This window comes from Streptomyces sp. CC0208, from assembly GCF_003443735.1.
Classification (GTDB): domain Bacteria; phylum Actinomycetota; class Actinomycetes; order Streptomycetales; family Streptomycetaceae; genus Streptomyces; species Streptomyces sviceus.
In genome coordinates, this window is record NZ_CP031969.1 from 8,865,266 (window position 1) to 8,887,432 (window position 22,167).

The 22,167-nt window shown below is 71.2% G+C and carries 14 protein-coding genes and 4 pseudogenes; 12 read left to right on the forward strand and 6 right to left on the reverse strand.

The features are described from left to right. Positions 1 to 2: 2 nt before the first annotated feature. Both D1369_RS40680 and D1369_RS40685 read right to left on the reverse strand, forming a co-directional pair. Entirely contained in the window at positions 3 to 7,688 is a 7,686-nt protein-coding gene (locus D1369_RS40680) for a non-ribosomal peptide synthetase (RefSeq protein ID WP_118083056.1), read from the reverse strand. Between the two features lie 65 nt (positions 7,689 to 7,753). After that, positions 7,754 to 9,073: a cysteate synthase gene (locus D1369_RS40685; protein ID WP_007379405.1), complete on the reverse strand. Its 1,320-nt coding sequence runs from the start codon at positions 9,071 to 9,073 to the stop codon at positions 7,754 to 7,756. A gap of 440 nt (positions 9,074 to 9,513) precedes the next feature. On the opposite strand from D1369_RS40685, the gene D1369_RS40690 reads away from it, so the two are divergent. The 3 genes and pseudogenes from D1369_RS40690 to D1369_RS44280 all read left to right on the forward strand — a co-directional run. Beyond that, on the forward strand, positions 9,514 to 10,464 hold the full coding sequence (locus tag D1369_RS40690; protein WP_237557581.1) for a thiamine pyrophosphate-dependent enzyme: 951 nt from the start codon (positions 9,514 to 9,516) through the stop codon (positions 10,462 to 10,464). Positions 10,465 to 10,594: 130 nt separating this feature from the next. After that, positions 10,595 to 11,542, forward strand: a pseudogene (locus tag D1369_RS44275) (alpha-ketoacid dehydrogenase subunit beta); the annotation flags it as partial. Between the two features lie 102 nt (positions 11,543 to 11,644). Further along, positions 11,645 to 12,628 (forward strand): annotated as a pseudogene (locus D1369_RS44280) (dihydrolipoamide acetyltransferase family protein); the annotation flags it as partial. 288 nt (positions 12,629 to 12,916) lie between these two features. Here the strand turns inward: D1369_RS44280 and D1369_RS44650 are convergent. Beyond that, entirely contained in the window at positions 12,917 to 13,039 is a 123-nt protein-coding gene (locus tag D1369_RS44650; RefSeq protein WP_276147328.1) for a hypothetical protein, read from the reverse strand. Positions 13,040 to 13,121: 82 nt separating this feature from the next. Here D1369_RS44650 and D1369_RS40700 point away from each other — a divergent pair, with 82 nt between their 5' ends. Further along, positions 13,122 to 13,727, forward strand: a complete 606-nt coding sequence (locus D1369_RS40700; RefSeq protein ID WP_007379402.1) for a DinB family protein — start codon at positions 13,122 to 13,124, stop codon at positions 13,725 to 13,727. Positions 13,728 to 13,810: 83 nt separating this feature from the next. On the opposite strand, the gene D1369_RS40705 is transcribed toward D1369_RS40700, so the two are convergent. Next, positions 13,811 to 14,743 (reverse strand): L,D-transpeptidase, encoded by a 933-nt coding sequence (locus D1369_RS40705; protein ID WP_240436134.1) that lies wholly within the window; start codon positions 14,741 to 14,743, stop codon positions 13,811 to 13,813. 299 nt (positions 14,744 to 15,042) lie between these two features. Between D1369_RS40705 and D1369_RS40710 the strand changes: the two genes are divergently transcribed. From D1369_RS40710 to D1369_RS44290, 4 genes and pseudogenes are all read left to right on the forward strand, one after another. Beyond that, positions 15,043 to 15,648, forward strand: a complete 606-nt coding sequence (locus D1369_RS40710; RefSeq protein WP_037898614.1) for a TIGR03086 family metal-binding protein — start codon at positions 15,043 to 15,045, stop codon at positions 15,646 to 15,648. Between the two features lie 110 nt (positions 15,649 to 15,758). Further along, positions 15,759 to 15,900 (forward strand): annotated as a pseudogene (locus tag D1369_RS44285) (transposase); the annotation flags it as partial. A 389-nt stretch (positions 15,901 to 16,289) separates the two neighbouring features. Next, entirely contained in the window at positions 16,290 to 16,418 is a 129-nt protein-coding gene (locus D1369_RS44655; RefSeq protein ID WP_272920805.1) for a hypothetical protein, read from the forward strand. A 68-nt stretch (positions 16,419 to 16,486) separates the two neighbouring features. Further along, positions 16,487 to 16,669 (forward strand): annotated as a pseudogene (locus D1369_RS44290) (hypothetical protein); the annotation flags it as partial. Between the two features lie 81 nt (positions 16,670 to 16,750). Here D1369_RS44290 and D1369_RS40725 read toward each other — a convergent pair. Next, positions 16,751 to 17,344 (reverse strand): TetR/AcrR family transcriptional regulator, encoded by a 594-nt coding sequence (locus D1369_RS40725; RefSeq protein ID WP_037902865.1) that lies wholly within the window; start codon positions 17,342 to 17,344, stop codon positions 16,751 to 16,753. A gap of 137 nt (positions 17,345 to 17,481) precedes the next feature. Here D1369_RS40725 and D1369_RS40730 point away from each other — a divergent pair, with 137 nt between their 5' ends. Both D1369_RS40730 and D1369_RS40735 read left to right on the forward strand, forming a co-directional pair. Beyond that, the gene (locus D1369_RS40730) at positions 17,482 to 19,053 is read left to right on the forward strand and encodes a carboxylesterase family protein (protein WP_007379398.1); all 1,572 of its coding nucleotides are present in this window, start codon (positions 17,482 to 17,484) and stop codon (positions 19,051 to 19,053) included. Positions 19,054 to 19,110: 57 nt separating this feature from the next. Next, positions 19,111 to 19,521: a hypothetical protein gene (locus D1369_RS40735; protein WP_007379397.1), complete on the forward strand. Its 411-nt coding sequence runs from the start codon at positions 19,111 to 19,113 to the stop codon at positions 19,519 to 19,521. 411 nt (positions 19,522 to 19,932) lie between these two features. Here the strand turns inward: D1369_RS40735 and D1369_RS40740 are convergent, their stop codons facing one another. Next, positions 19,933 to 20,226 carry a hypothetical protein gene (locus D1369_RS40740; RefSeq protein ID WP_342364911.1) on the reverse strand — a complete coding sequence of 98 codons (294 nt, stop codon included), beginning with the start codon at positions 20,224 to 20,226 and terminating at the stop codon, positions 19,933 to 19,935. A 566-nt stretch (positions 20,227 to 20,792) separates the two neighbouring features. Here D1369_RS40740 and D1369_RS40745 point away from each other — a divergent pair. Further along, entirely contained in the window at positions 20,793 to 21,071 is a 279-nt protein-coding gene (locus tag D1369_RS40745) for a hypothetical protein (protein ID WP_007379395.1), read from the forward strand. Then, on the forward strand, positions 21,064 to 22,116 hold the full coding sequence (locus D1369_RS40750) for a polyprenyl synthetase family protein (protein ID WP_037902855.1): 1,053 nt from the start codon (positions 21,064 to 21,066) through the stop codon (positions 22,114 to 22,116). The genes D1369_RS40745 and D1369_RS40750 overlap by 8 nt, the downstream gene beginning before the upstream one ends. Positions 22,117 to 22,167 lie beyond the last annotated feature (51 nt).

Sequence of the window (22,167 nt, forward strand, 5' to 3'; positions counted from 1 at the left end):
GGTTACCTCCACTCGCTTCCGAACTCGGCTTCGAGTTCGTCGATCTCTGCTTGGGACAGCGACACCAGCGGCAGGTCGGACGGGGTGTGTCCGCCCGCCGGGGTGGCGTGGGAAAGGTCGGTCAGCGCGTCGAACCACCGCCCGGCCAGGGCGTTCACCTCGTCCTCGGACCAGATGCCGGGCACCCAGGACCAGGTGGCGCGCAGCCCGCTCTCGTCGGCCGCGACGGTGATCTCCAGGCCGTGGGCGACGGGCAGGGCGGGGTCGTGAGCGGCGCCGAGGGCCAGCGCGCCGGGCAGTTCCTCGGGGGCGACCGACCAGCCGCCGGACCGCTCGCCGGCGGTGCGGCCCAGGTAGTTGAAGCCGATCCCCGGTGTCGGGAGGGCGGCGAGGACCGGACCGGTCTCCGGGTTCAGGTGGCGGAGCAGTCCGTGGCCGATGCCGTGGTCGGGGACGGCACGCAGCTGCTCCTTCACGCTGCGCAGGATCTGTGCGGGATCCTCCAGGTCGAGCCCGGTGAGGTCGAGGCGGGCCGGGACGACGCTGGTGAACCAGCCCACCGTGCGGGAGAGGTCCACCCCCTCGGCCAGGTCCTCCCGCCCGTGCCGCTCGATGTCCACCAGCAGCGCAGGGTGCTCCCGCGTGCGGGCGAAGGCGAGGGCGAGGGCGGCGAGCAGGACGTCTTCGGGGCCGGCGTGGTAGGCGGCGGGCACCGTGGTCAGCAGGTCGGCGGTGGGCGCGGGCGCCAGGCCGCGGGTGAGGTGGCGCAGGGCGCCGACGACATCCCGTGCGGGGTCGGGGCGCCGAATGCCCGGCGTCGGATCGGGCGCCTCCAATATCCGGCGCCAGATGTCCAGTTCGGACTCGCGCGCCTCCGCCTGACGCTTGAGCAGCCGCGCCCAGTGCCTGAACGGCGTTCCGGGCGGCGGTAGTTCGTCTCCCCGCCAGGCCACAGCCAGGTCGGCCCGGAGGATACCCCAGGACACGGCGTCCACGGCCAGGTGATGGATCGTCAGCAGCAGGCGACCCGGGCGGTCGGGCCCGGCGTCGTACCAGACCGCGCGCACCAATTCACCCTGCTCCGGACGCAGTCGGGGGACGGACGGTTCGAGGGCGCCCTCGAAGTCGCCGTCCGGCACGCCGACCCGCTCCAGCGGGACCGGTGGGCCCTGGGCCGGCGGGATGTGCGCCGTCCAGTCACCCTCCGTCGCCACCCGAAGCCGCAGCACGTCGTGGTGGTCCAGCACCGCCTTCAACGCGGCGGCCAGCCCCTTCTCGTCGGCCCCCGCCGGGGTGACCAGGAGCAGCGACTGGCTGAACGACCCGACGGGGCCGCCGCGTTCGCGCAACCGGTGCATGGCCGGGGTCAGTGGCAGGTCACCGACCCGCGACTCCCGCGCGGGCCCCGGTGAGAGGGCCGGGCGGGTCGCGGCCAGCGCGGCGAGGCCGGCGATCGTGCGGTGCTCGAACACATCCCGCGGGGTCAGCCGCAGCCCGGCCGCGAGGGCCCGGCTGACGAGGTGGATGGAGGCGATGCTGTCCCCGCCGAGGTCGAAGAAGGAGTCTTCCGCGCCCATGCCGTGCGGGTCACGCCCCAGCACCTCGGCGAACAGGTCGCGCAGGACCCCCTCGGACGCGGTGCGCGGGGACCGGCTCCCGATCCGCACCTCGGGGGCCGGCAGGGCGGCGCGGTCCAGTTTGCCGTTGGGCGTCATCGGCAGGGCGTCCAGCACCACGAACGCCTCCGGGACCATGTGGTCGGGCAACTGCCGGACCGCGTACGCCCGTACGTCCGTGACGTCGACCTCGGCCTTCCCCACCAGGTATCCGACCAGCCGCCGTGTTCCGGCCGGATCCTCGCGCACCACCACCGCGGCCTGCTCGACCGCGCCGTGGGCACAGAGCACGCCCTCGACCTCGCCGGGCTCGATCCGAAGGCCCCGGATCTTCAGCTGGCTGTCGGCCCGGCCACGCAGCATCAGGGAGCCGTCGGCGCGGCGCACGGCCAGGTCACCGGTGCGGTACATGCGGGTGCCCGGCGGGCCGTACGGGTCGGCGACGAACCGCTCGGCGGTCAGGCCGGGCCGGTTCCGGTACCCCCGGGCCACCAGGTCGCCGGCCACGTACAACTCGCCCTCGACACCGACCGGGACGGGGTTGAGCCAGTCGTCCAGGACGTGCGCGCGGGTGTTCCACATGGGGCGCCCGATGGGCACCGGTCCCGACGGCAGGTCGTCTCCGGGGTCGATGCGGTGGTCGGTGCAGCCGACGGTGACCTCGGTGGGGCCGTAGTGGTTGATCAGCCGGACGCCGGGGTGGCCCCGCCGCCAGGCGCGCAGGGCCTCGCCCACCAGCGCCTCGCCGCCCAGCATGAACTCCTCGGTGGGCGAGATGTCGTACGGCAGAGCGGGCAGCAGCGCCAGATGGCTGGGCGTGGCCTTGAGGAACGTGCAGCCCTCGGGCAGCGGCTCGGAGCCCGCCTCGTGCACGGCCGCGATGTGCACCCGGCCACCGGCCGCGAGCGCGCCGTGCAGCGTCGTGACCGTGGCGTCGAAGGTCATGGTCGCGTGCAGCAGCGAGGCACCGCGCAGGCTCGGGTACGCCTCGACACAACGGGTCACGTACGTCGTGAGGTTGCGGTGTTCGACGACGACGCCCTTGGGGCGGCCGGTGGTGCCCGAGGTGTAGATCAGGTAGGCCGGGTCTGCGGGTCGGGCCTTCGCCAACTCGCCCTCGAAGGCGGGGGCTTGCGCCTCTGGGCTGATGACGGGGCAGACGACGTCCAGCGGCTCCCGGGCGATGACACACACCGGGCCGGCGTCGGAGAGTACAGACGCGGTGCGCTCGGCGGGATGCTCCGGGTCGAGCGGCAGGTAGGCCGCGCCCGCCTTGAGCACGGCCAGCACGGCCACCGCGATGTCGACGGATCGGGGCAGCGCGAAGGCGACGACGGCGCCCGGCCCGGCGCCGTACGAGGCCAGTGCCCGAGCCAATCGATCGGCCCGCACATCGAGTTGCCGGTACGTCAGGTCGGTCTGCGGGTCCGACACCGCCACCGCGTCCGGCCGCTCGGCCGCACATGCCTCGAACAGCCGGGGGAAGGTCGTCTCCGGCACGTCCCGCGCGGTGTCGTTGTACTCGACGAGCAGGCGTCGCCGTTCGTCCGCGCCCAGGATGTCCAGCGTCCCCACGGGCCGGTCGGGATCCTCGATGGCGGCCCGCAGCAGCCGCTCGAGCCGGGCGGCGATTTCCTCGGCCGTAGAGCGGTCGAAGAGGTCGGCACTGTACTGGAGGATGCCCTCGATGCCTCCTGGGGAGCCGTCGCGGGTGAGGTGCTCGCCGAGATTGAAGGTGAGGTCGATCTTGGTGGCGCCTGTCTCCACGGGGACCGCCTCGGCGGTGAGACCCGGCAGTTCGACGAGAGGTTCGGCGCTGTCGGGGCGGAAGGCGAGCATCACCTGGAACAAGGGGTGCCGGGCCGTCGAGCGAGGCGGGTTGAGGGTCTCGACCAGTTGCTCGAACGGCAGGTCCTGGTGGGCGTAGGCCGCGAGATCGGTCTCCCGGACCCGGCCGAGGAGTTCCCGGAAGGTGGGGGCGCCGGAGGTGTCGGTGCGCAGGACGAGGGTGTTGAGGAAACACCCGATCAGGTCATCCAGTACCTCGTCGGCGCGGCCCGCGACGGGCGTGCCCACAGGAATGTCGGTGCCCGCGCCGAGGCGGGTCAGCAGGGCGGCGAGCGCTGCCTGGACGATCATGAACGGTGTGGTACCGGTTTCCGCGGCGAGTGCGCGCAGCCGCCCGTGCAGCACCGGATCCAGTCGTAGCGGGACGTCGCCGCCCCGGTGGGTGGCGCGGGCCGGGCGGGGACGGTCGACAGGGAGCGCGAGCTCGTCGGGCAGCCCTGCCAAGGTCTGCTGCCAGTAGGTGAGTTGAGGGCCCAGCGGGATCTCGTCGAGCAGGTGCTGCCGTTGCCAGACGGCGAAGTCGGCGTACTGCACCGGCAGCGGTGCCCAGTCGGGTTTCCGGCCTTCGCACCGGGCCCGGTAAGCGGTCGACAGATCGCTGACCAGGGGGTCCAGGGAGCGGCCGTCGGCGGCTATGTGGTGCAGGACCAGCAGCAGGACGTGGTCCTCGGGGCCGAGGGCGAGAAGGTGGGCGCGGATCGGGATGTCGTGGGCCAGCCGGAACTCCTGGCCCGTCAACTCGGCAAGCCGCTGGAGCAGTTCGTGCGCCTCGGCTCGTTCACTGGGGAGCTGGGGCCTGGCCGTACCCGGGTCCAGCAGCCGCTGACGCGGGGTGCCGTCGACGTCCGGGTAGACGGTGCGCAGGATCTCGTGCCGGGTGACCAGGTCGGCCAGTGCCCCGCTCAGGGCGTCCGGATCGAGGCCCGCGCCCCTCAGCCGTACGGCCAGCGGGACGTGGTAGGCCGCGCCTGCCCCCTCCAGCCGGTCGAGGAACCACAAGCGCCGCTGCGCGGACGACAGCGGAGCCCGGTCAGGGACGGCCCCCGGCACCGGCCGGGAGACCGGCCGTACGACCGCAGCCGGGTCGACCGTGTCGGCCAGCGCCGCCGGCGTGGGCGCCCTGAAGACGTGGCGCAGGGTCAGCTCCGCGCCCAAAGTGTCGCGGATGCGGCTGATCAGGCGCAGGGCGAGCAGCGAGTGGCCGCCGAGGGCGAAGAAGCTGTCGTCGGGACCGACGGCCGGCAGCCCCAGGACGTCGGAGAAGAGACCGCACAAGGTCTCCTCGAGCGGGGTGCGCGGGGCACGGCTGCCGCCGCTCTGTACGAAGGGGGCGGGCAGCGCGGCGTGGTCCAGCTTGCCGTTGGCGGTCAGCGGCAGCCGGTCCAGTCGTACGACGGCGGCGGGGACCATGTAGTCGGGCAGGCGCTCCGCCAGGTGGATCCGCAGGGCGTCCGGGTCCGTGTTCGGGGCCTGGTGGGGGCGCGAGGCGTCCGGGTCCGTGCCGCCGGCCGGAACCGCGTAGGCGATCAGGCGGTCCTCCCGGACCAGCACAACGGCCTGGGCGACCGCCGGGTGCGCGGCCAGGACCGCCTCGACCTCGCCGGGCTCGATGCGGAAGCCACGCAGCTTGACCTGGCTGTCGGCCCGCCCGTGGAACTCCAGCTCGCCGTCTTCGGTCAGCCGGACGCGATCACCGGTGCGGTACATGCGGGCGCCGGGCGGGCCGTACGGGTCGGCGGTGAAACGCTCGGCGGTGGCGTCAGGACGGCCGAGATAGCCGCGGGCCACCCCGGGCCCGGCGATGTACAGCTCACCGACCGTACCGCGCGGAACCGGTCGCAGGCCTCCCCCGAGGACGTAGCAGCGCATGCCGTCCAAGGGGCGCCCGATGGGCAGTGCGTCGGGCACAGCGGTCGCGTCGGTACAGGGACGGCAGGTGGCGAACGTGGTCGTCTCGGTCGGGCCGTAGCCGTTGGTGACGGTCAGCCCGGGGCACGCGGCCAGCACCCTGCGCACCGAGGCCGCGGGGACGGCCTCACCGCCGGCCCACACCTGACGCAGCCCGGTGAAACAGCCCGGGTCCTGCTCGGCGGCGAGCCGGAACAGCCCGGCGGTCAGCCACAGCGCCGTCAGCCCGTGCCGCGCCGTCAACCGGGCCACCGCGGCGGCGTCCACGTCCTCGTCCGGGCCTGCGACCACGGCGGTGCCCCCGCCCAGCAGCGGGACCCACATCTCGTACGTCGACGCGTCGAACGCCATCGGCGAGTGGACGAGGACCCGGGCCTGCCCGCCGCCGCCGAACGCCGAGTCGGCCGCCAGCGCGGTGATGTCCCGGTGGGTGACGGCGACGCCCTTGGGCGTACCGGTGGAGCCGGACGTGAAACTGACGTAGGCCAGCTGGTCCGGGTGCACGCGCACACCGGGGGCGGTGTCCGGCTCGCCGGTGAGGGACGGGTCGGTGGCGGAGACGACGCGCAGGCCGTCGTACGCCTCACCGTCGCCGTCGGTCAAAAGCACCGCCGCGCCGGTCTGTGCGAGGATCCGCCGGGTGCGCGCCCCCGGGGCGCGCGGGTCGAGGCCGACGTACGCGCCGCCCGCCTTGAGGACGGCCAGCAGGGCCGTGACGAGGTCGTCGGAGCGGCGCATCAGGACCGCGACCCGGTCCTCCGGCCGGACGCCGAGCCGCAGCAGCCGATGCGCGAGCCTGTTGGCGCGTGCGTCCAGCTGTCGGTACGTGGTCGTGCGGTCGCCGTGGATGACGGCCACGCCGTCGGGATCGGCGGCCACGCGGGCTGCGAACAGCGCGGGAACCCCGCCGCCGCGTACGACGACGGGGGCGGGACTGTCGAGCCGCGACTCCTCTCCGGGCAGGGACGCCTCGACCCGGCCCACCACCGTGCCGGACTCCACGGCCGCCGCCGCGAACCGTTCCAGGAAGCGGACGAAACGGCGGTGGTGCGCGGTGAGTTCGGCAGCGGAGTAGTGCTCGGGGCTCGCGTCGAGGTCGACGCGGATGCCGTTGCCGTCCCCGCGGTCGTAGACATTGACCGCCAGGTCCTCGACCGGGCCCGTGGACAGGTTGTGGCGGGTCGTCGGGTTCCCGGCGAAGCGCAACTCCGGTCCGAAGGCCATGATGTTGACGACCGGGCCGAAGAAACGGCGCCCGTCCTGCGGCCAGTCGAGTGCCCGGCGCAGGTCCTCGCCCCGGAAGCGCTGATGCGCGAGCAGGTCGCGGCTGGCGCGGGCGGCCTGCCGCACGAGGTCGCCGGCGGCGGTGTCCGGGCGTACGGACAGCCGCAGCGGAAGCACGTTGGACGCCATGCCCGGGGTGGCGAGTTCGACCTCGCTCTCCCGGCCGGTGACCGCGAGGCCCAGCACGATGTCCCTGGCTCCGGTGAGTCCGTGCAGATAGGCGGCGGTGGCCGCGAGGACCACCCGGGACCAGCGGGTTCCGGCGCGTTCGGCGGCGGCGTGCACCAAGTCGCCCGCCGGAGCGGGGAGATGACCCGTGCGGCGCAGGAAGCGGTCGGCGACGTGCGGAGGACGGGCGGCCAGGCCCACGGGGTCGGGGCGGTCGGCGAGCGCGCGGGTCCAGTACTCCCGGTCCCGCGCGTGCCGCCCGTCCGCACGGTACGCCTCGTCCGCGGCGGCCAGCGGGGCGAGGGGCGCGGTCGGCGGGAGGAATCGCCCTTGATCGAGGGAAACCGGAAGCTCGGGAGAGTCCGGTGCGCCCTCGGCGAGTGCGGTGTAGGCGTCGGCCACTCTGCGGGCGATCAGGGAGCAGCTGAAGCCGTCGACGGCGATGTGGTGGTACGCCTGGTACCAGATCCAGTGGTCGTCGGCGATCCGCAGGAGCGCGTAGCGGAACAGGGGACCCCGCTCCAGATCGAAGGGGGTGGCGAAGTCGTCGGCCATCCACTGTCCGGCGGTCCCGGTGTCCGACGTGTCGACCACAGGCATCCACCACGCGGGTTCGGCCGTCGACCACACGGGTTCGGCGTCGACGAGTAGCCGCACGCCGTCGTCGGCGGCCGCGAAGCGGGACCGCAGCGTCTCCGTGGCGTCCACCACCCGTCGTACGGCTGTGCGCAGCAGGTCTGGCTCGACGGGGCCGTGGATCTCCGTGTACTCGCCGACGTTGTAGGCGGCGGCCTCGTCGAGTCGCTGGCCGAACCACATCGAACGCTGGGCGGCGGACGGTTCGAGATGTGGGAGTGCGGTCATTCGGCGGGCTCCGGTGGGGGTGGTGGCCGAGGTCGGCCGGCTGATCGGACCGAGGTGCTGGGGGGTCAACGGGCCGCTTCCATGCCGGCGGGGGCGGACGACAGGCGCAGGCCCACCTGCTCGGCGACCCTGCGGGGGCCGTCCCCTTCGCCGGGCCACGGCACGCGCAGCCAGGGTTCGGCGGCGACGAGCGGGATCTCGCGGGCCTGCCGGGCCCGGCCGCCGCCGGTGATGTTGAGCAGGACCAGCTCGTCGCGGTCGACGCGTCCTGCGCGAACCGCGTCGGCAAGGGCGGCCAGTGCCACGCCGGCGCCGGGTTCGATGTCGATGCCTTCGGTCTCCTCGAACAGCGCCATCGCGGCGAGGGTGGCACCGTTGTCGACGCACAGGACGTCGCCGCCGCTCTCGACGAGAGTCTCGCGAACCCCACCGCGGACGGTGAACGGCGGCCGGCGGTTGGTCAGTTCGCGGGCCAGGGGCACGCGCTCACGGTCGGCCGGCGCTGGTCCGCCGCGGTGCCAGGCCTCGAACAGTGGGGCGAACGGGGCGTTCTGACACATCAACAGGCGCGGCAACGGTTCGCCGGCCGAGCGGATCCGGCGCGCCGCCTCATAGGCCCCGATGGCCCCGGTACCGCTGCCGACCGCCTGGACGTACGTCTGCGGGAGGCGTCCGAGCGTTTCCGCCGCGGCGAGCATCACGGTGCCGAGGCCGTCGCGGCGACCGACGTTGCGGGCGCCGCCCTCCGCCTGGTGTCCGGGGAGCCGCGCCAGCAGGTCGGCGCAGGCGATGGCGTCGCTGTACGTGGCGCCGCCGTCGAGGACGACGATGCGTACGCACGGGGCCAGCGGTCCGGGGAAACGCATGCCGTCCAGGGCCGGTGCGGGCACGACGATCAGACAGGGCACCTGATGGCGGGTCGCGGCCCAGGCGAAGGCGGCGGCGGTGTTGCCCGCCGAGGGAATCACCAGGACGGGCGGGTCGGCGGGTAGCCGACCGAGCACCGTGTACGCCTCCAGGTCCTTGAACGTGCAGGTCGGCAGCAGCGCTCCGCGTTCGGGCCAGTGACCGTTGAAGGCGACCCACAGCCGGTTGAGTCCGATGCGGTTGCCGAGGCGGTCGGCGTGGTGCACGACCGGGCCGGGCACATCGGGGAAGGCCCTGGCCACAGGCAGCAGTCGGGCGTGCCGGAACAGCCCGGTCGCGGTGCGGAGGGCCTGGGCCAGGGGCCGGGGGCTGTCGTACTCGGTCCGCAGGAACGCCGGCTCGTGTGGCCCGGGGCAGTCCAGGATGAGGCCGTCGTCCTCGTGGCGGGCTCCGCAGGAGGAACAGACGATCGAATAGTGACGGTTTCCCGCGCGTACTTGGGGGTGTACTCGGGACATTCCATTGCCTTCCGCAGGGCCTTGCTTCGCAGGCCAATTGCATCCGGGAATTCCTGAATAAGGGGTGGGTCGAAGGTTACGTCTGCCTCAACTGTCGGTTGACATTCCGCCCGAGCGGTGGATTGGTCCATACCAGTGGAGTGTTCAGTTCCGCTTCATCTCGCCTTCCCCCGCGTGGAGATGACGGCATGTTAGTCATGGTCGCGCACCTCGGAGCGCATGCTCCATGACGAGAGGACGGCGGGGAATTGAGCGAGAATCCTGCGCATGAAGCGATAGTGGAGCGGGCAGAAAAAGCGTTTAGCCCTTCTCCGTCGTCATGGCTTCCATCCCGGCTTCCGGTCCGTCTCCTTCAAGACAGAGCAAAGCCTGGGCAATCAATCCGGGACGACGAATACCGACTTCCCAAACCCGAACTGCTGCTCACCGCGTACCGGAAAATGGTCGTCGGCCGTCGCTTCGACGCCCAGGCCACCACGCTCGCCCGCCAGGGCCGACTGGCGGTGCATCCGTCCAGCCTCGGCCAGGAGGCGTGCCAGATCGGCGCGGTGCTCGCCCTGCGCCCGTCCGACTGGCTGTTCCCCACCTACCGCGACTGCACAGCGCTGGTGAGCCGGGGCATCGACCCCGTCGAGGCGTTGACCTTGCTGCGTGGCGACGGCCACTGCGGTTACGACCCCATAAGTCATCACACCGCTCCGCAGTGCACCCCGCTGGCCACCCATGCCGCGCACGCCACCGGTCTTGCCCACGGCGAGCGCCTCAAGGGCACGGACACGGTCGCCCTCGCACTCGTCGGCGACGGCGCCACCAGCGAAGGGGACTTCCACGAAGCCCTCGGCCTCGCGGGCGTCCTGCGGGCACCGGTGGTCTTCCTCGTGCAGAACAACCGCTACGCCATCTCCGTCCCGTTCGCCGCCCAGAGCGCGGCACCGAGCCTGGCGTACAAGGGCGTCGGCTACGGCGTCCGCTCGGAACAGGTGGACGGCAACGACGCGGCGGCCGTGCTCGCGGTCCTGACCAAGGCGGTGGAGGACGCCCGCGCGGGCGGTGGCCCCTGGCTGGTCGAGGCCCACACCTACCGCGTGGCCCCGCACACCAGCGCCGACGATCCGTCCCGCTACCGGCCGGCCGAGGAGGCCGAGCAGTGGCGCGAGCGCGATCCGATCGACCGGCTGGAGTCCTGGCTGCGCGAGCACGGTCTGCTCACCGAGGACGACATCGCGGCCGTCGCCGCCGCGGCCGAGGCGTACGCGGCCGAGGTGCGCACCCGGTTCACCGAGGACCCGGACCTGGATCCGCTCGGCCTGTTCGATCACGTGTTCAGCGCCCCTACACCCCAACTGACCGAGCAACGCGCGCAACTGCGGGCCGAGTTGGGGGAGCACTGAGATGACCGAGGCGACGGACGTTATGGCGGCGACGGACGCGATGGACGCGATGGAGGCGGCTGGGATGGCCAAGGCGACGGGGACATGGGGCGCGGCGGGGACAACCGGGACGCCGGCCACCGCGATCACCATGGCCAAGGCGCTGAACGCCGCGCTGAGGGACGCGCTCCAGGCAGACGAACGGGTCCTCGTCTTCGGCGAGGACGTCGGCCGCCTCGGCGGAGTCTTCCGGATCACCGACGGCCTCACGGACACCTTCGGTGAACGCCGCTGCTTCGATACCCCGGTCGCCGAGGCGGGCATAGTCGGCCTTGCGGTCGGCCTGACGATGGCCGGGTTCCGCCCGGTGGTGGAGATGCAGTTCGACGCCTTCGCCTACCCGGCGTTCGAACAGATCGCCTCCCACGTGGCCAAGCTCCGCAACCGCACCCGCGGCGCCCTCGCCCTGCCGATGGTGATCCGTGTCCCGTACGGCGGCGGCATCGGCGGAGTCGAGCACCACAGCGACTCCAGCGAGGCGTACTACGCGCACACCGCCGGCCTCAAAGTCGTGACTCCCGCCACGGTGGCCGACGCGTACTCGCTCCTGCGGGAGGCGATCGACGACCCGGACCCCGTCGTGTTCCTCGAACCCAAACGGCACTACTGGTCCAAGGAGGAGGTCGAACTACCTCTGCGCACGGAGCCGTTCGGCACGGCGGCGGTACGCCGTCCGGGAACCGACGCCACGCTCGTCACCTACGGCCCTTCCGTCGCCGTAGCCCTGAAGGCGGCACGGGAAGCGGCGGCCGAAGGCCTGGATGTGGAGGTGCTCGACCTGCGCACCCTCGTCCCCTTCGACGATCACACGCTCACCGCGTCGGTAAGGCGCACCGGCCGATGCCTGGTGCTGCACGAGGCACAGGGGTTCGCCGGCGTGGGCGCCGAGATCGCGGCACGGGTGCAGGAACGCTGCTTCGAGGCACTACGCGCGCCGGTGCTGCGTGTCACGGGCCTGGACATCCCGTATCCGCCTCCGCTGTTGGAGAGCGCCCACCTGCCGGACATGGGCAGAGTGCTGGCCGGCCTGCGCCGACTGGTGCCCAGCGGCGGACCGGTGACTCGGCGTCCGATCCCCGTCCCCGCTCCCGACGGCCGGTCGGAGACCGCGCACGGAACCGTCCGGATCTTCCGACTGCCCGACCTGGGCGAGGGGTTGACGGAGGCGGAGGTGCTGGAGTGGAAGGTCGCCGTGGGTGATCACCTGACCCACGACCAGACCGTCGCCGAGGTCGAGACGGCCAAGTCCGTTCTTGACCTGCCGAGCCCGTTCGCCGGAACCGTGACCGCCCTGCACTGCCGCGCAGGGGAGAGCGTGGAGGTCGGGGCCCCGCTGATGTCGGTGACGGAGCGGGGCCCGGAGGCCGGATCGGGCGCGGTGCTCACCGGGTACGGGACGGGCAGGGCCCGGGGCGGTCTCGTACACACCCCGAAGCCGTCTGAGGCTCCCCGCACCGATGACGGGGAAACCGACGAGCGTCCCGTGACCCGCGTCCCCCTCGACGCCGCCGCCGGGAAGTTCCTCACCACCCAACGCGATGTTCCCGCCGTCACCATCTGGGCCGACGCCGATGCCACCGGCCTGCTCGCGGCCCGGGAGGCCCAGGGCGTGGGGCTGCTCCCGTTGCTGGCCAAGGCCTGCCTCGTCGGCCTTGCGGCCTTCCCCGAGCTGAACGCCCGGGTGGACAGCGGGAGTTCGGAGATCGTCCGGCTTCCGCGCGTGCACCTCGGCTTCGCTGCCCAGACCGATCACGGCCTGGCCGTCCCCGTGGTACGGGACGCCGACGGGATGCCGTTCGACGAACTGGCCGCCGAACTGCGTCGCCTCACCGCACTGGCCCGGACCGGCACGCTTCCCGCCGAACACCGCACCGGCGGCACCTTCACCCTCAACAACTACGGTCCGCTGGACGTCGACGGAGCCACCCCGCTCCTCAACCACCCCCAGACGGCCATGCTCGGCGTCGGTCGCCTCCTCGACCGCCCCTGGGCCGTCGAGGGCCGCGTGGAGGTACGCAAGATCCTTCATCTGTCCCTGACGTTCGACCACCGGGTCTGCGACGGCGGCACCGCTGCCGGATTCCTCCGCCACGTCGTCGACGGCATCACGCGCCTGAACACTTGATGACTGGCCGTAGGAGGCCCTGTTCTCGTGGAGCCACGGCGAGCGGACATGGAGGCAGGGTGATGCTCGGGGCTGGCCCGTGCGCGAGGGCCACCGCTACAGCGAGTGGTGGTAGCGGCGGCGCTCCGCCATGTGTCTGATGGCTCGGCCGGCACCCCCGGACCGCGCCAGGTCCCCAGCCGAGAACCGGCTTGCCATGGGGCGTCTGGACGCCGGTCTGCGCGAGAAGACGTTTTAAAGGATGTTCTACGAGCTCGCAGCCAGGGCGGATGAGGTGTTGGTGGACGCTTACTGGTACTGGTCACAGCCGGTCGTGAGCGCGACGGCAACTGCTCGCGGCACGGCGGAGCGCGGGTCGTCGCCGGAGTCGAGTTCGACCACTACCTGCACACCGCGTGAGGGGGACGCCATGGCCAGGCCTCGGCTCTGTCGTCGTCGCGGACCATGTACGGGATCTTGAGGTCACGAACAGCCCGTGGCAGGCTCATGCCGCATGATCGACGTATTCGCGAAAGACAACCTGCACGGGAGACTGCGGCGGGACCGCGAGGCGCTGCTCTGGAAACTCGACGGCTTGTCCGAATACGACGCCCGCCGACCTTTGACAGCGACCGGGACCAACCTCCTCGGCCTGGTCAAACACGTGGCCAACGTCGAGGCCAGGTACTTCGGAGAGGTCTTCGACCGCCCTTCACCGGAACCGCTGCCCCGGTGGCAGGACCACTCCAGCGGCAGCGATCTGTGGGCGACCGAGGGCGAGACCCGCGATCAGATCATCGGGTTCTACCGGCGCACGTGGGAACACTCGGACGAGACGATCAACGAGCTTCCGCTCGACGCCCCCGGCCACGTGCCGTGGTGGCCGGAGCCTAGTCCCAACACGAACCTGTTCGCCGTCATGGTCCATGTCCTCGGCGAGATCAACCGGCATGCCGGGCACGCGGACATCCTGCGCGAGGGCCTCGACGGCCGGACCGGGATGCGCCCGGAACACGAGAAGCGGATCGACGAGGAAGGCCGTGCGGCCTACCGCGCGAAGATCGAGCAGGCCGCCAGGTCGGCCGCATCCACCAGGGTGGTTGGCCGACCAGAGCGGTGAAGCGTCCAGTGCTCTGGGCGCACAGGGGGTCGTCGGCCGCGTCCACGACCGCGTACCGCTCGCGCAGCGGGCACTGGCGCGCGTCAAAGGGTGGCGGTCGTCCCCTCGCCGGAGGCGCTGCCCGCGAGCCACTGGTCCCATCCCAGGTTGAAGTCGGCGTAGCCGTTGTCCGCCGGGGCCTTGCCGCGGGGTGATCCGGTGATGGTGATGGGGTCGCCCTGCTTCACCTGACCGTAGAACCACTTGGCGTCAGACAAGGACAGGTGGACGCAGCCGTGCGAGCCGCGGGCGCTGCCGCTGCCCGGGTTCGGGTCGCCGGTCGAGTAGTGGACGTAGGTGCCGGACTGGGTGAGGTGGATGTCCCAGGGCAGTGTCAGGTCGTAGTAGTTGGGACTGCCCTTTTCGCAGCTGATGCCGACGCTGCAGGAGGTCATGTGGACCTTCTCCTGCTTGTCGATGACGGCCATCGTGCCGTCCCAGGTCGGATACTGGGCGCTGCCCGCGTTGATCGACAGGGTGCGCACCGGCGCGCCGTTCCGGGTCACCTTCATGGTGTGACCGGTCACCGAGACGTCCGCGCGCACGTCGTCACCGATCTTGAAGGTGTGCGTGTAGTTGTGTACGCCGTAACGTCCGTTGCCGTTGCTCACGCCCGTCATGTCGGCGTCGATCTTCACCGTCGTACCGGAGGGCCAATACGTCTTCGGGCGCCAGTCGGCGCGCTTGTCGCCCATCCAGTGCCAGGCGCCGACCACCGCCTGTGAGGCGCTCACCTTCATGTGCTTTTCCACTGTGGCCCGCGCCTTGGCCGCCACAGGGTTCGTGAAGATCACCGAGATCGGCATGGCCACGCCGACCGTGGTTCCCGTCTGCGGGGTGATCGTCTCCAGCAGCATCGGCGGGCCTGCGGGTGCCGTCGGTGACGGAGAGGCGCTCGCGCTCGGCTTTGCCGACGCCTTGGCGTCGTCCCCGCTCGCCTTGTCGCTGCCGCCCCCGCCGCAGGCGCTCGCGCCCATCAGCGTCACACCCGTGACGAATGCGATCCATATGCTGCTTTTGCGCCGTCCCACGAACTGCCCCGGTCTGCTCGCTCTTCGGCCCTGACGGGCCCATCTCCCTGTCAGACAGAGCGGGCGTGGGCCGCAGTTGCACGCGTCGCGTAAAACGTGTCCCAAGGTTCGGTGCCACTGGTAGTGCGGGCAGCCGTACCGCGGCACAGGGCACAGGGCACAGGTTCTCTCGTCGTCGCAGACCGAGAGTGGACGCATGACGCAACATTCATGACAGTGAGGGGACCACGAAAGGGGGCTCTCCGATGAGCGATGACATGATCGTCAGCGGTTGGGACGTTCTGGACGCTTCCCACGCAGCACTACGCACGGCGGTGGGCGCCGTCCCCGCCGCCGGCTGGCACCTGCCTACGCCCTGCGAGAGCTGGAGCGTCGCCCAGGTCTTCCAGCACGCTGTCGGCGACCAGATCGGCTTCGCAGCTGCCCTTACCGGCGAAGCCGGTCCCGACTTCAACCCGTTCGACCCGTCGGGCGAGATGGAGGGGGTGGACCCGGGGGCGTTCCTGGAAGATGCCCTGGCGCGTTCGGCGAAGGCGTGGGCGGGGGTCGACCGGGACGCCGTCGAGGTGCCCACCCCGGTGCCGCCGCACACGATGTCCCCGTGGTCCGGCTCGGCAGCGTGCGGACTGGACGCAGCGGTCCACGCCTGGGACATCGCCCTGGCGACGGGCCGGCAGTCGCCGCTCACGCCCGAGTTGGCCCGCCCTCTCCTCAAGGTCGCCAGGGAGATCGTCGAGCCGCTGCGCCCATACGGCGCGTACGCCGCCGCCCTGGCACCGGAGCAGGGCGACGACGATGTGGCACTCCTTCTGCGTTACCTCGGCCGCGACCCTCGCTGGAGCGCCTCGTAGAGGTCCTACAGAAGCTGTCGATCGTGTGGCTGTCGGTCTGATTGCTCGTTGGTCCGGTTGCCCGTTGGTCCGGTCGTGGGGAAGGGAGAGCCGCGGTCGTTGATCGTCTCGACGAACTGTGGGCTCATGTCGGGCAGTTACTGCCCGAGCCCGGCCCCGAAACGGTTCGAGGGCCGGTCTCGGACACCTCACCGGCAGGCGTTGTGCGGGATCCTGTTCGTGCTCCACACCGGTATCCGGTGGGAGTACCTTGGCGCCGGAGCGACGTCAGGGCGACATCTTGCTTGACAGGCCCTTGGCCGCAGGCGCCCTGCCCCGCTGCTCGCTCTCTGGGTTCGACCTGGGTCGACCAGAGGGCGCTGGGGCTCACGCCCACGGATTCATCCGTGAAGCGGCGGGCACGTTGAACTCCATGACGACTGGGGGAGTCGAGCTACTACCGTTCCGCTGCAGCGGTGCCCACCTCGACACGCCGGCGTACAAGATGGGCGGCCCGCTAGGGACTGCTCTCGCGCGTCGGGATCGGCCGACCGATTGTCCGTGGCTACGGACGGCAACGAGGGCATGGGCGCAAGCGGAAGCTCTGGCCAGTGCTCCGGCTCTGCGAATACACCTTCTGACACACCACAGAGAGACTGCGTATGCATGCGCTCATCAGCCTTGCCAATGACCGTCCCGACGGCCCCTCGTGGTCTCCTTACCTGGCTATCGGCATGTTTGTCGCCGCCGGGATCTTCGTCGGCATCATGTATGCCAAACGTCGACGCTGAATCAGGAGAGCCGACACGAACGTCGTCGAGTCGCTCGTAGGCACGAGCCGCGCGCGCTCTCTCCGGTGGTAGTCGAGCGGGCAATTTCCTGGCTGCACGGCTTCCGCCGCCTCCGCATTCGATGAGACCGACGCGGCGACATCCACGAAGCCTTCCTCGGCATCGCCACCTGCGTCATCACCCACCGCCAGGTCCAGAGGCTTTGTCAGGAACTCTCAGCGGGGCTTCTCTGTGGAGCCTCAGGGCTGTGAACCTGTGATGGCTGTCCGGCTGCCGCTCCCGTGCGGCGCGCAGGATGGTCATGGTCCTCCCGGATGCCCCACTGTCGGCCGTCACTGGAACAGATGGTCAAGGTAGTAGTCGATGGCGGCGGTGGCCTGTTCGGGGGTGCGCAGGCCCAGGACGACGGGTGGACCCTGCGAGTCGGCGAGGCCGAAGAGCAGTTCCGCTTCCATGTCGGGGTCGCGGTCCGGCGCGATGTCGCCGGCTTCCTGGGCCGTGCGGACGAGGTCGGCGAGGAGCTGGTAGAGGCGGGGCAGCCCGTCGACGTAGAGGGCCCGCAGTTTGGGGTTGGCAAGCATGCGGATGAGGTAGGCGACGCCGACGAGCCACTCACGACGGCGCCGGTCGTCCCTGGGGATCGTCTCCAGCAGCACCCAGCGCAGCGCCTCGCGGGGGGTGGGCTCGCCCTCGGGCCATGCCTGCTCGTTCCACCGCTGCTGGACCAGCCAGTCCTGGTACTCGATCGCATAGGCGAGCAGTTCGTCCTTGTTGGCGAAGTAGTGCTGGATGCGTCCGGCTGAGACGCCCGCCTGTGCCGCCACGGCCCGCACGGAGATCGCTTCCAGTCCATGGTCGGCGACGATGTCCAGCAGCGCCTCGGCGATCTGGTCCCGGCGGGCCTTGTGGTCTACCTGTCGCGGCACGTCGACGGGCACCTGCCTTTCTCGTGGTTGCCTTCCTGGGCGGATCAGCCTAATCTCGCTTTTACGATACGAACGTATTGCAACGATACGCCGCTTGCACCCTGACCCTGCAGCGGCAAGAGGGAGAGGGCTGAACCATGCCGAAGCGACGCTCCACTGTCGGCGCCGCCCTGGGCGCGGCCCTCCTCGTCGCGGTGATGGGCACAGCGGATGCGGTGCAGACCTCGCCGGCGACGGCCGGGCAGCACCCGCACGGGCAGCTTGGCCACGCTCAGCACTCCGAGGCGCGGTCGGACACCGCCCGTACGCGCCAGGGCCTCTTAGAGGGGGTGACCGCCGACGGCGTCACTTCTTATCAGGGCATCCCCTACGCGGCTCCTCCGGTCGGCCCGCTGCGCTGGCGACCCCCGGCCGCGCCGCCCACCTGGACCGGCACGCGGAGGGCTGCCGAGCCCGGACCGGCCTGCGCGCAGCCCGAGGTGGCGGACTCCTCGGAGGACTGCCTGTATCTCAACGTCACCACGCCCGCTGGCGCGGACCGCGCGGCCCCGCGGCCGGTCGTGGTCTGGTTGCACGGCGGGGCCTTCAGCTCGGGCTCCGGGGATCAGTACGACGCCACCCGGATGGTCCGGCAGGGCGACGTCATGGTCGTGACCGTCAACTCGCGCCTGGGCGCCCTGGGCTTCTTCGCCCATCCGGACCTCCCTGACTCCGGGGCCTTCGGCCTGCAGGACCAGCAGGCGGCGCTGCGCTGGGTACGGGACAACGCTGCCGCGTTCGGCGGTGATCCCGGCAAGGTCACGCTCATGGGCGAGTCCTCCGGAGGTGCGAGCGTGTGCGCCCAGCTCACCTCGCCCAAGGCCGCCGGACTCTTCCACCGCGCGGTCGTCCAAAGCGGCTCCTGCCTGCAGAACTGGCCCAAGAACACGCTCGCGCCAGGCGATCCCGCCGCCACCTATTTCGCTTCGCAGGGCGAGCTGGCCGCCAAGGGCCGCGGCGCTCTGGGCTGCCGCAGCCTGAAGTGCCTGCGCGCCAAGCCCACCAAGGACGTGCTGTCCCTCAACGGGCGCTTCCATCAGCCCGCCTACGGGACGAGTGTCCTGCCACAGTCACCGGCCCGCGCGCTCGCCGCGGGCAACTTCCACCGTGTGCCCGTCCTGCAGGGCAACACCCGTGACGAACACCGGCTGTTTGCCGCCCTGTTCACGCTGGACGGGCCGATGTCGGCAGCGGACTACCGCCGCCTGCTCACCGAGACCTACGGCCGAAGGCAAGCGGCCCGCATCGCCCGCGCGTACCCGCCCGGTGCCACGCCCGCACTGGCGTGGGCCGAGGTCGGCACCGACCGCAGCTGGGTGTGCCCCACTCTGGCCGCCGACCGGCTGCTGGCCAGGCATGTTCCGGTCTACAGCTACGAGTTCGCCGATCGTCACCCACCCGCCCCCGACCTCCACCCCGACTTCCCGCTGGGCGCCTATCACAGCGCGGAACTGCCCTACCTGTTCGGCATGGGCGACCTCCGTCTCGACGACGGGCAGTCCGCCCTCTCCCGACGCGTGACCGCCGCGTGGACGAAGTTCGCCAGAACGGGCACGCCCGGCGACGACTGGCCGCCGTTCCCGCACACCCAGCAGCTGGCTCGGAACACGTTCTCCGGCGTGGACGCGGCGGCCGAACACCGCTGCGCCTTCTGGTCGCGCACCTCCTGACGCCCGTGATCCGCAGCCCCCGGTGGACCGTACGAACGAACCCCTCGGAGGAACCCCATGAACGACATCGGCACACCGCTCGCCGAGGCCGACTACATCGGCGCCACCGCCCACGAGCTGAGCGAGAAGCGAGCAGCGGCGAAGATCGCCGCCGGCGTCAACCAAAGGACCCTCTTCCAGCGCTGCGGGCGGATCATCCTGCGCCCCGACCTGCTCGTCCTCACCGGCTGGTCCGACAACGGCGATCTCACCCTCACCCGCGCGGACATCACCGCGGCGGAAACCCGCTTCACCCACCTCTACGGCCGCTTCCTCGGCGGCCTGCTGAACGCCGGCCAACCCCTCATCCTCAACACCACCAATGCGTCGGCGGACGAGGTGTACCTGCTCATCAACCACCGCGGCTTCCTGGAGACCACGGACGACCGGGCCTGGGAGAAGCGCATCGAACGGTGGCGCCGCGGCTGAAGCGTCGGGAATCGAACACCTGCCGACACTCACACCCGTGATCACCGCCAGCAGGTGGGCAGCGGGTCGGCAACGCGTGTCGGTGTCCGGCACTGCGCCACCCGGACACCCTCCGCGGTGGACGGGACCCACCACCGGCCTGCGGGCCCGAGCGGCGGGAGACGCCTGCTCCACTGTCTCGAAGTCGTTGCCAGGTACAGGATCGGGGCATGGTAGACCGCCTGAGCTGCGACGATGCCTGGACCCTCCTTGGTGATCAGCGAGTCACGGTTGAGGCCGACCCAGGCCCTTTCCTCGCGAGTACGAACTGGCCCGGCTACGCGGCCTTTTCGGTTCGGGCGTCTCTTCCCCAGCCATGCCGGTGATACTGGCCTACCAGCGCATTCATGCGGCCATACAGATCACGCTAGATCAGCTAAGCCCCCCGGAAGGCTCACCAGATCCGGACCGGTGCCGATCGAGCTCCTCCATCACCCGGCTCCGGAGGAGCTCGTACTCCTCACGGAGGCGACGCCACTCAGTGACGGGCGGGCGGGGGACGACGGTGCCGCCGGTGACGATCTCCTCCGGCCTGAACTGTCCCCGGGTGAGGTCGATCTCGACCCCGATGCCTATGCGGTTCCACCAGTGGTAGTCCCTGAACTCCCCGTTGACACGGACCTCGCCGCGGATCAACTCGCCGCCGAGCAAGTCGTTGAGGACCATGGCAGTGACCCCGCACTGGCCCCGAGCGGGGTTTCCCGTGCTCCACTGCGGCAGGTCCTCCGGTGGGCACGTGTCGGCGCCCCAGCTGTTGCGAACGGCACGTTCGATGTCAGGGGGAATTACGCGACCACACCCCCCATGGCGAACGACGTGGACACCCTCGCGACAGCACTCTAGGCGACGACCGACGACACGCTGACAGAGCATCTCGACCTGGTGCCGTGGCGCCCGCCGTTCGGGGGCCCTGACCTGCGCGCGTGGCATCCGCGACCACGGAGCACACGATCCAGTTCGTCGCCCTGCACCGCTGGGCAGAGAAACCTGCGCGGACGGCGGCCCGCGCGGCGACATCTGTGATGCAAACCCGCCTGCCCGCCTGGCGCTCGCTTGCTTGGCGTGAGCGGCCGTCAGGAAGCCCGGTGCGCGGCTCACCAGCAGATCTCGTGCGGGTGTGCGATGTGATCACTCGATCGTGAGTTCTGCCCTTCCTGTCCCCGGTGCGGCCCGATGCTGGGTCGGACGGCGTGCGACCTGCGCCGCTCGGACGTGGACGGAAGGGGGCGGGCGTGGTGCAGGGAGCAGGTGGCCGCGAGGGTCTGGACGAGCAGGCGGTGCTGCTGGTGGCCGGAGTGGCCGATCTGGTGGTGAGCACGCTGGGGTCGGCTCTGGGGACGGTGCGGGGGCTGCTGCGCCGATCGGACGTCGCGGATCTGGCCGCGGACGCCGAGCAGGACCTGATGGCGCGCGGCCGTATCGCGCTGGATCGGTACGCCACCGTACCCCCGGCCCACCTGGAGATTCTCGCCCGGCATGCCCTGTCCCGGCGGGCCGCCGGTGATGTCTGACCGGTGGGAGCCGACCGCGTTCAAAAGTCGCGTCGACGACGTGCTGCGCGCTGTTGTCGCGCGGGAAGCGGACGAATTGGCGGCGATCGACCCCGCCCTGGAGCCGGTGGCCGGGCAACTGGAGGCGGCGGTCGCGGACGGCAAACGGCTGCGGGCGGCGTTCTGCTACTGGGGCTGGCGTGCGGCAGGGCAGCCGGACAGTGACGCGCTGGTGCGGGCGGCGGCCTCCATGGAACTGGTGCATGCCGCTGCGGTCGTGCACGACGATCTCATCGACGACAGCCCGTTGCGGCATGGCCGGCCCACGGCGCATGTCGCGCTGCGTGGGGCGGTTCATGGTCGCCCGCGTGCCGTTTCCGCAGCCAGGTCGCTGGCGATGCTGGTCGGGGACCTGCTGATGTCGCTGGCCGGGCAGATGTTCGCCACGAGCGGTCTGCCGGCGGCGTATCTGGCCCGGGCCCGGCCTTTGTGGTCGGTGCTGGCCCGGGAACTGATCGCGGGGGAGTGCCTGGAGATCCTGCGCACCGGCACCGTTCCGGACACCGCGACCTCGCTGAAGGTGATTCGGTACAAGACGGCCAAGTACACGGTCGAACAGCCCCTGCTGATCGGCGGCACGCTGGCCGGGGCCGGCGAGCGGCTGCGCGAGGGCTACTCCGCCTACGGGCTGCCGCTGGGCGAGGCGTTCCAACTGAGGGACGACCTGCTCGGCCTGTTCGGCGATCCGGAACACACCGGCAAAGCCAACGCCGACGACGTGTCAGGTCATCGACCCACCGCCCTGCTGTCGGAGACCTGGCGGCTTGCCGGTGAGGGCGAACGGCAGCAGTTGCGCGTCCTGCTCGGCCGACGCGACCTGGACACCGACGGTCTGGACACGGTCCGGGAGCTGATGCGCCGGCTGAAGACACCCGACCGTATCGAAAGCATGATCACCGCGCGGGTCGAATCGGCTCTTGGTGCTCTGCACGAACTCGACCTGCCCGCGCACGCTGTCGCGGCCCTGACCGCGCTGGCGCACTCCGCGGCGATCCGCCGGTCCTGACCTCTCGCACTGGGGCGGGCAGTCCGCGCTCCCCGGCTGCCACCGTCCCGC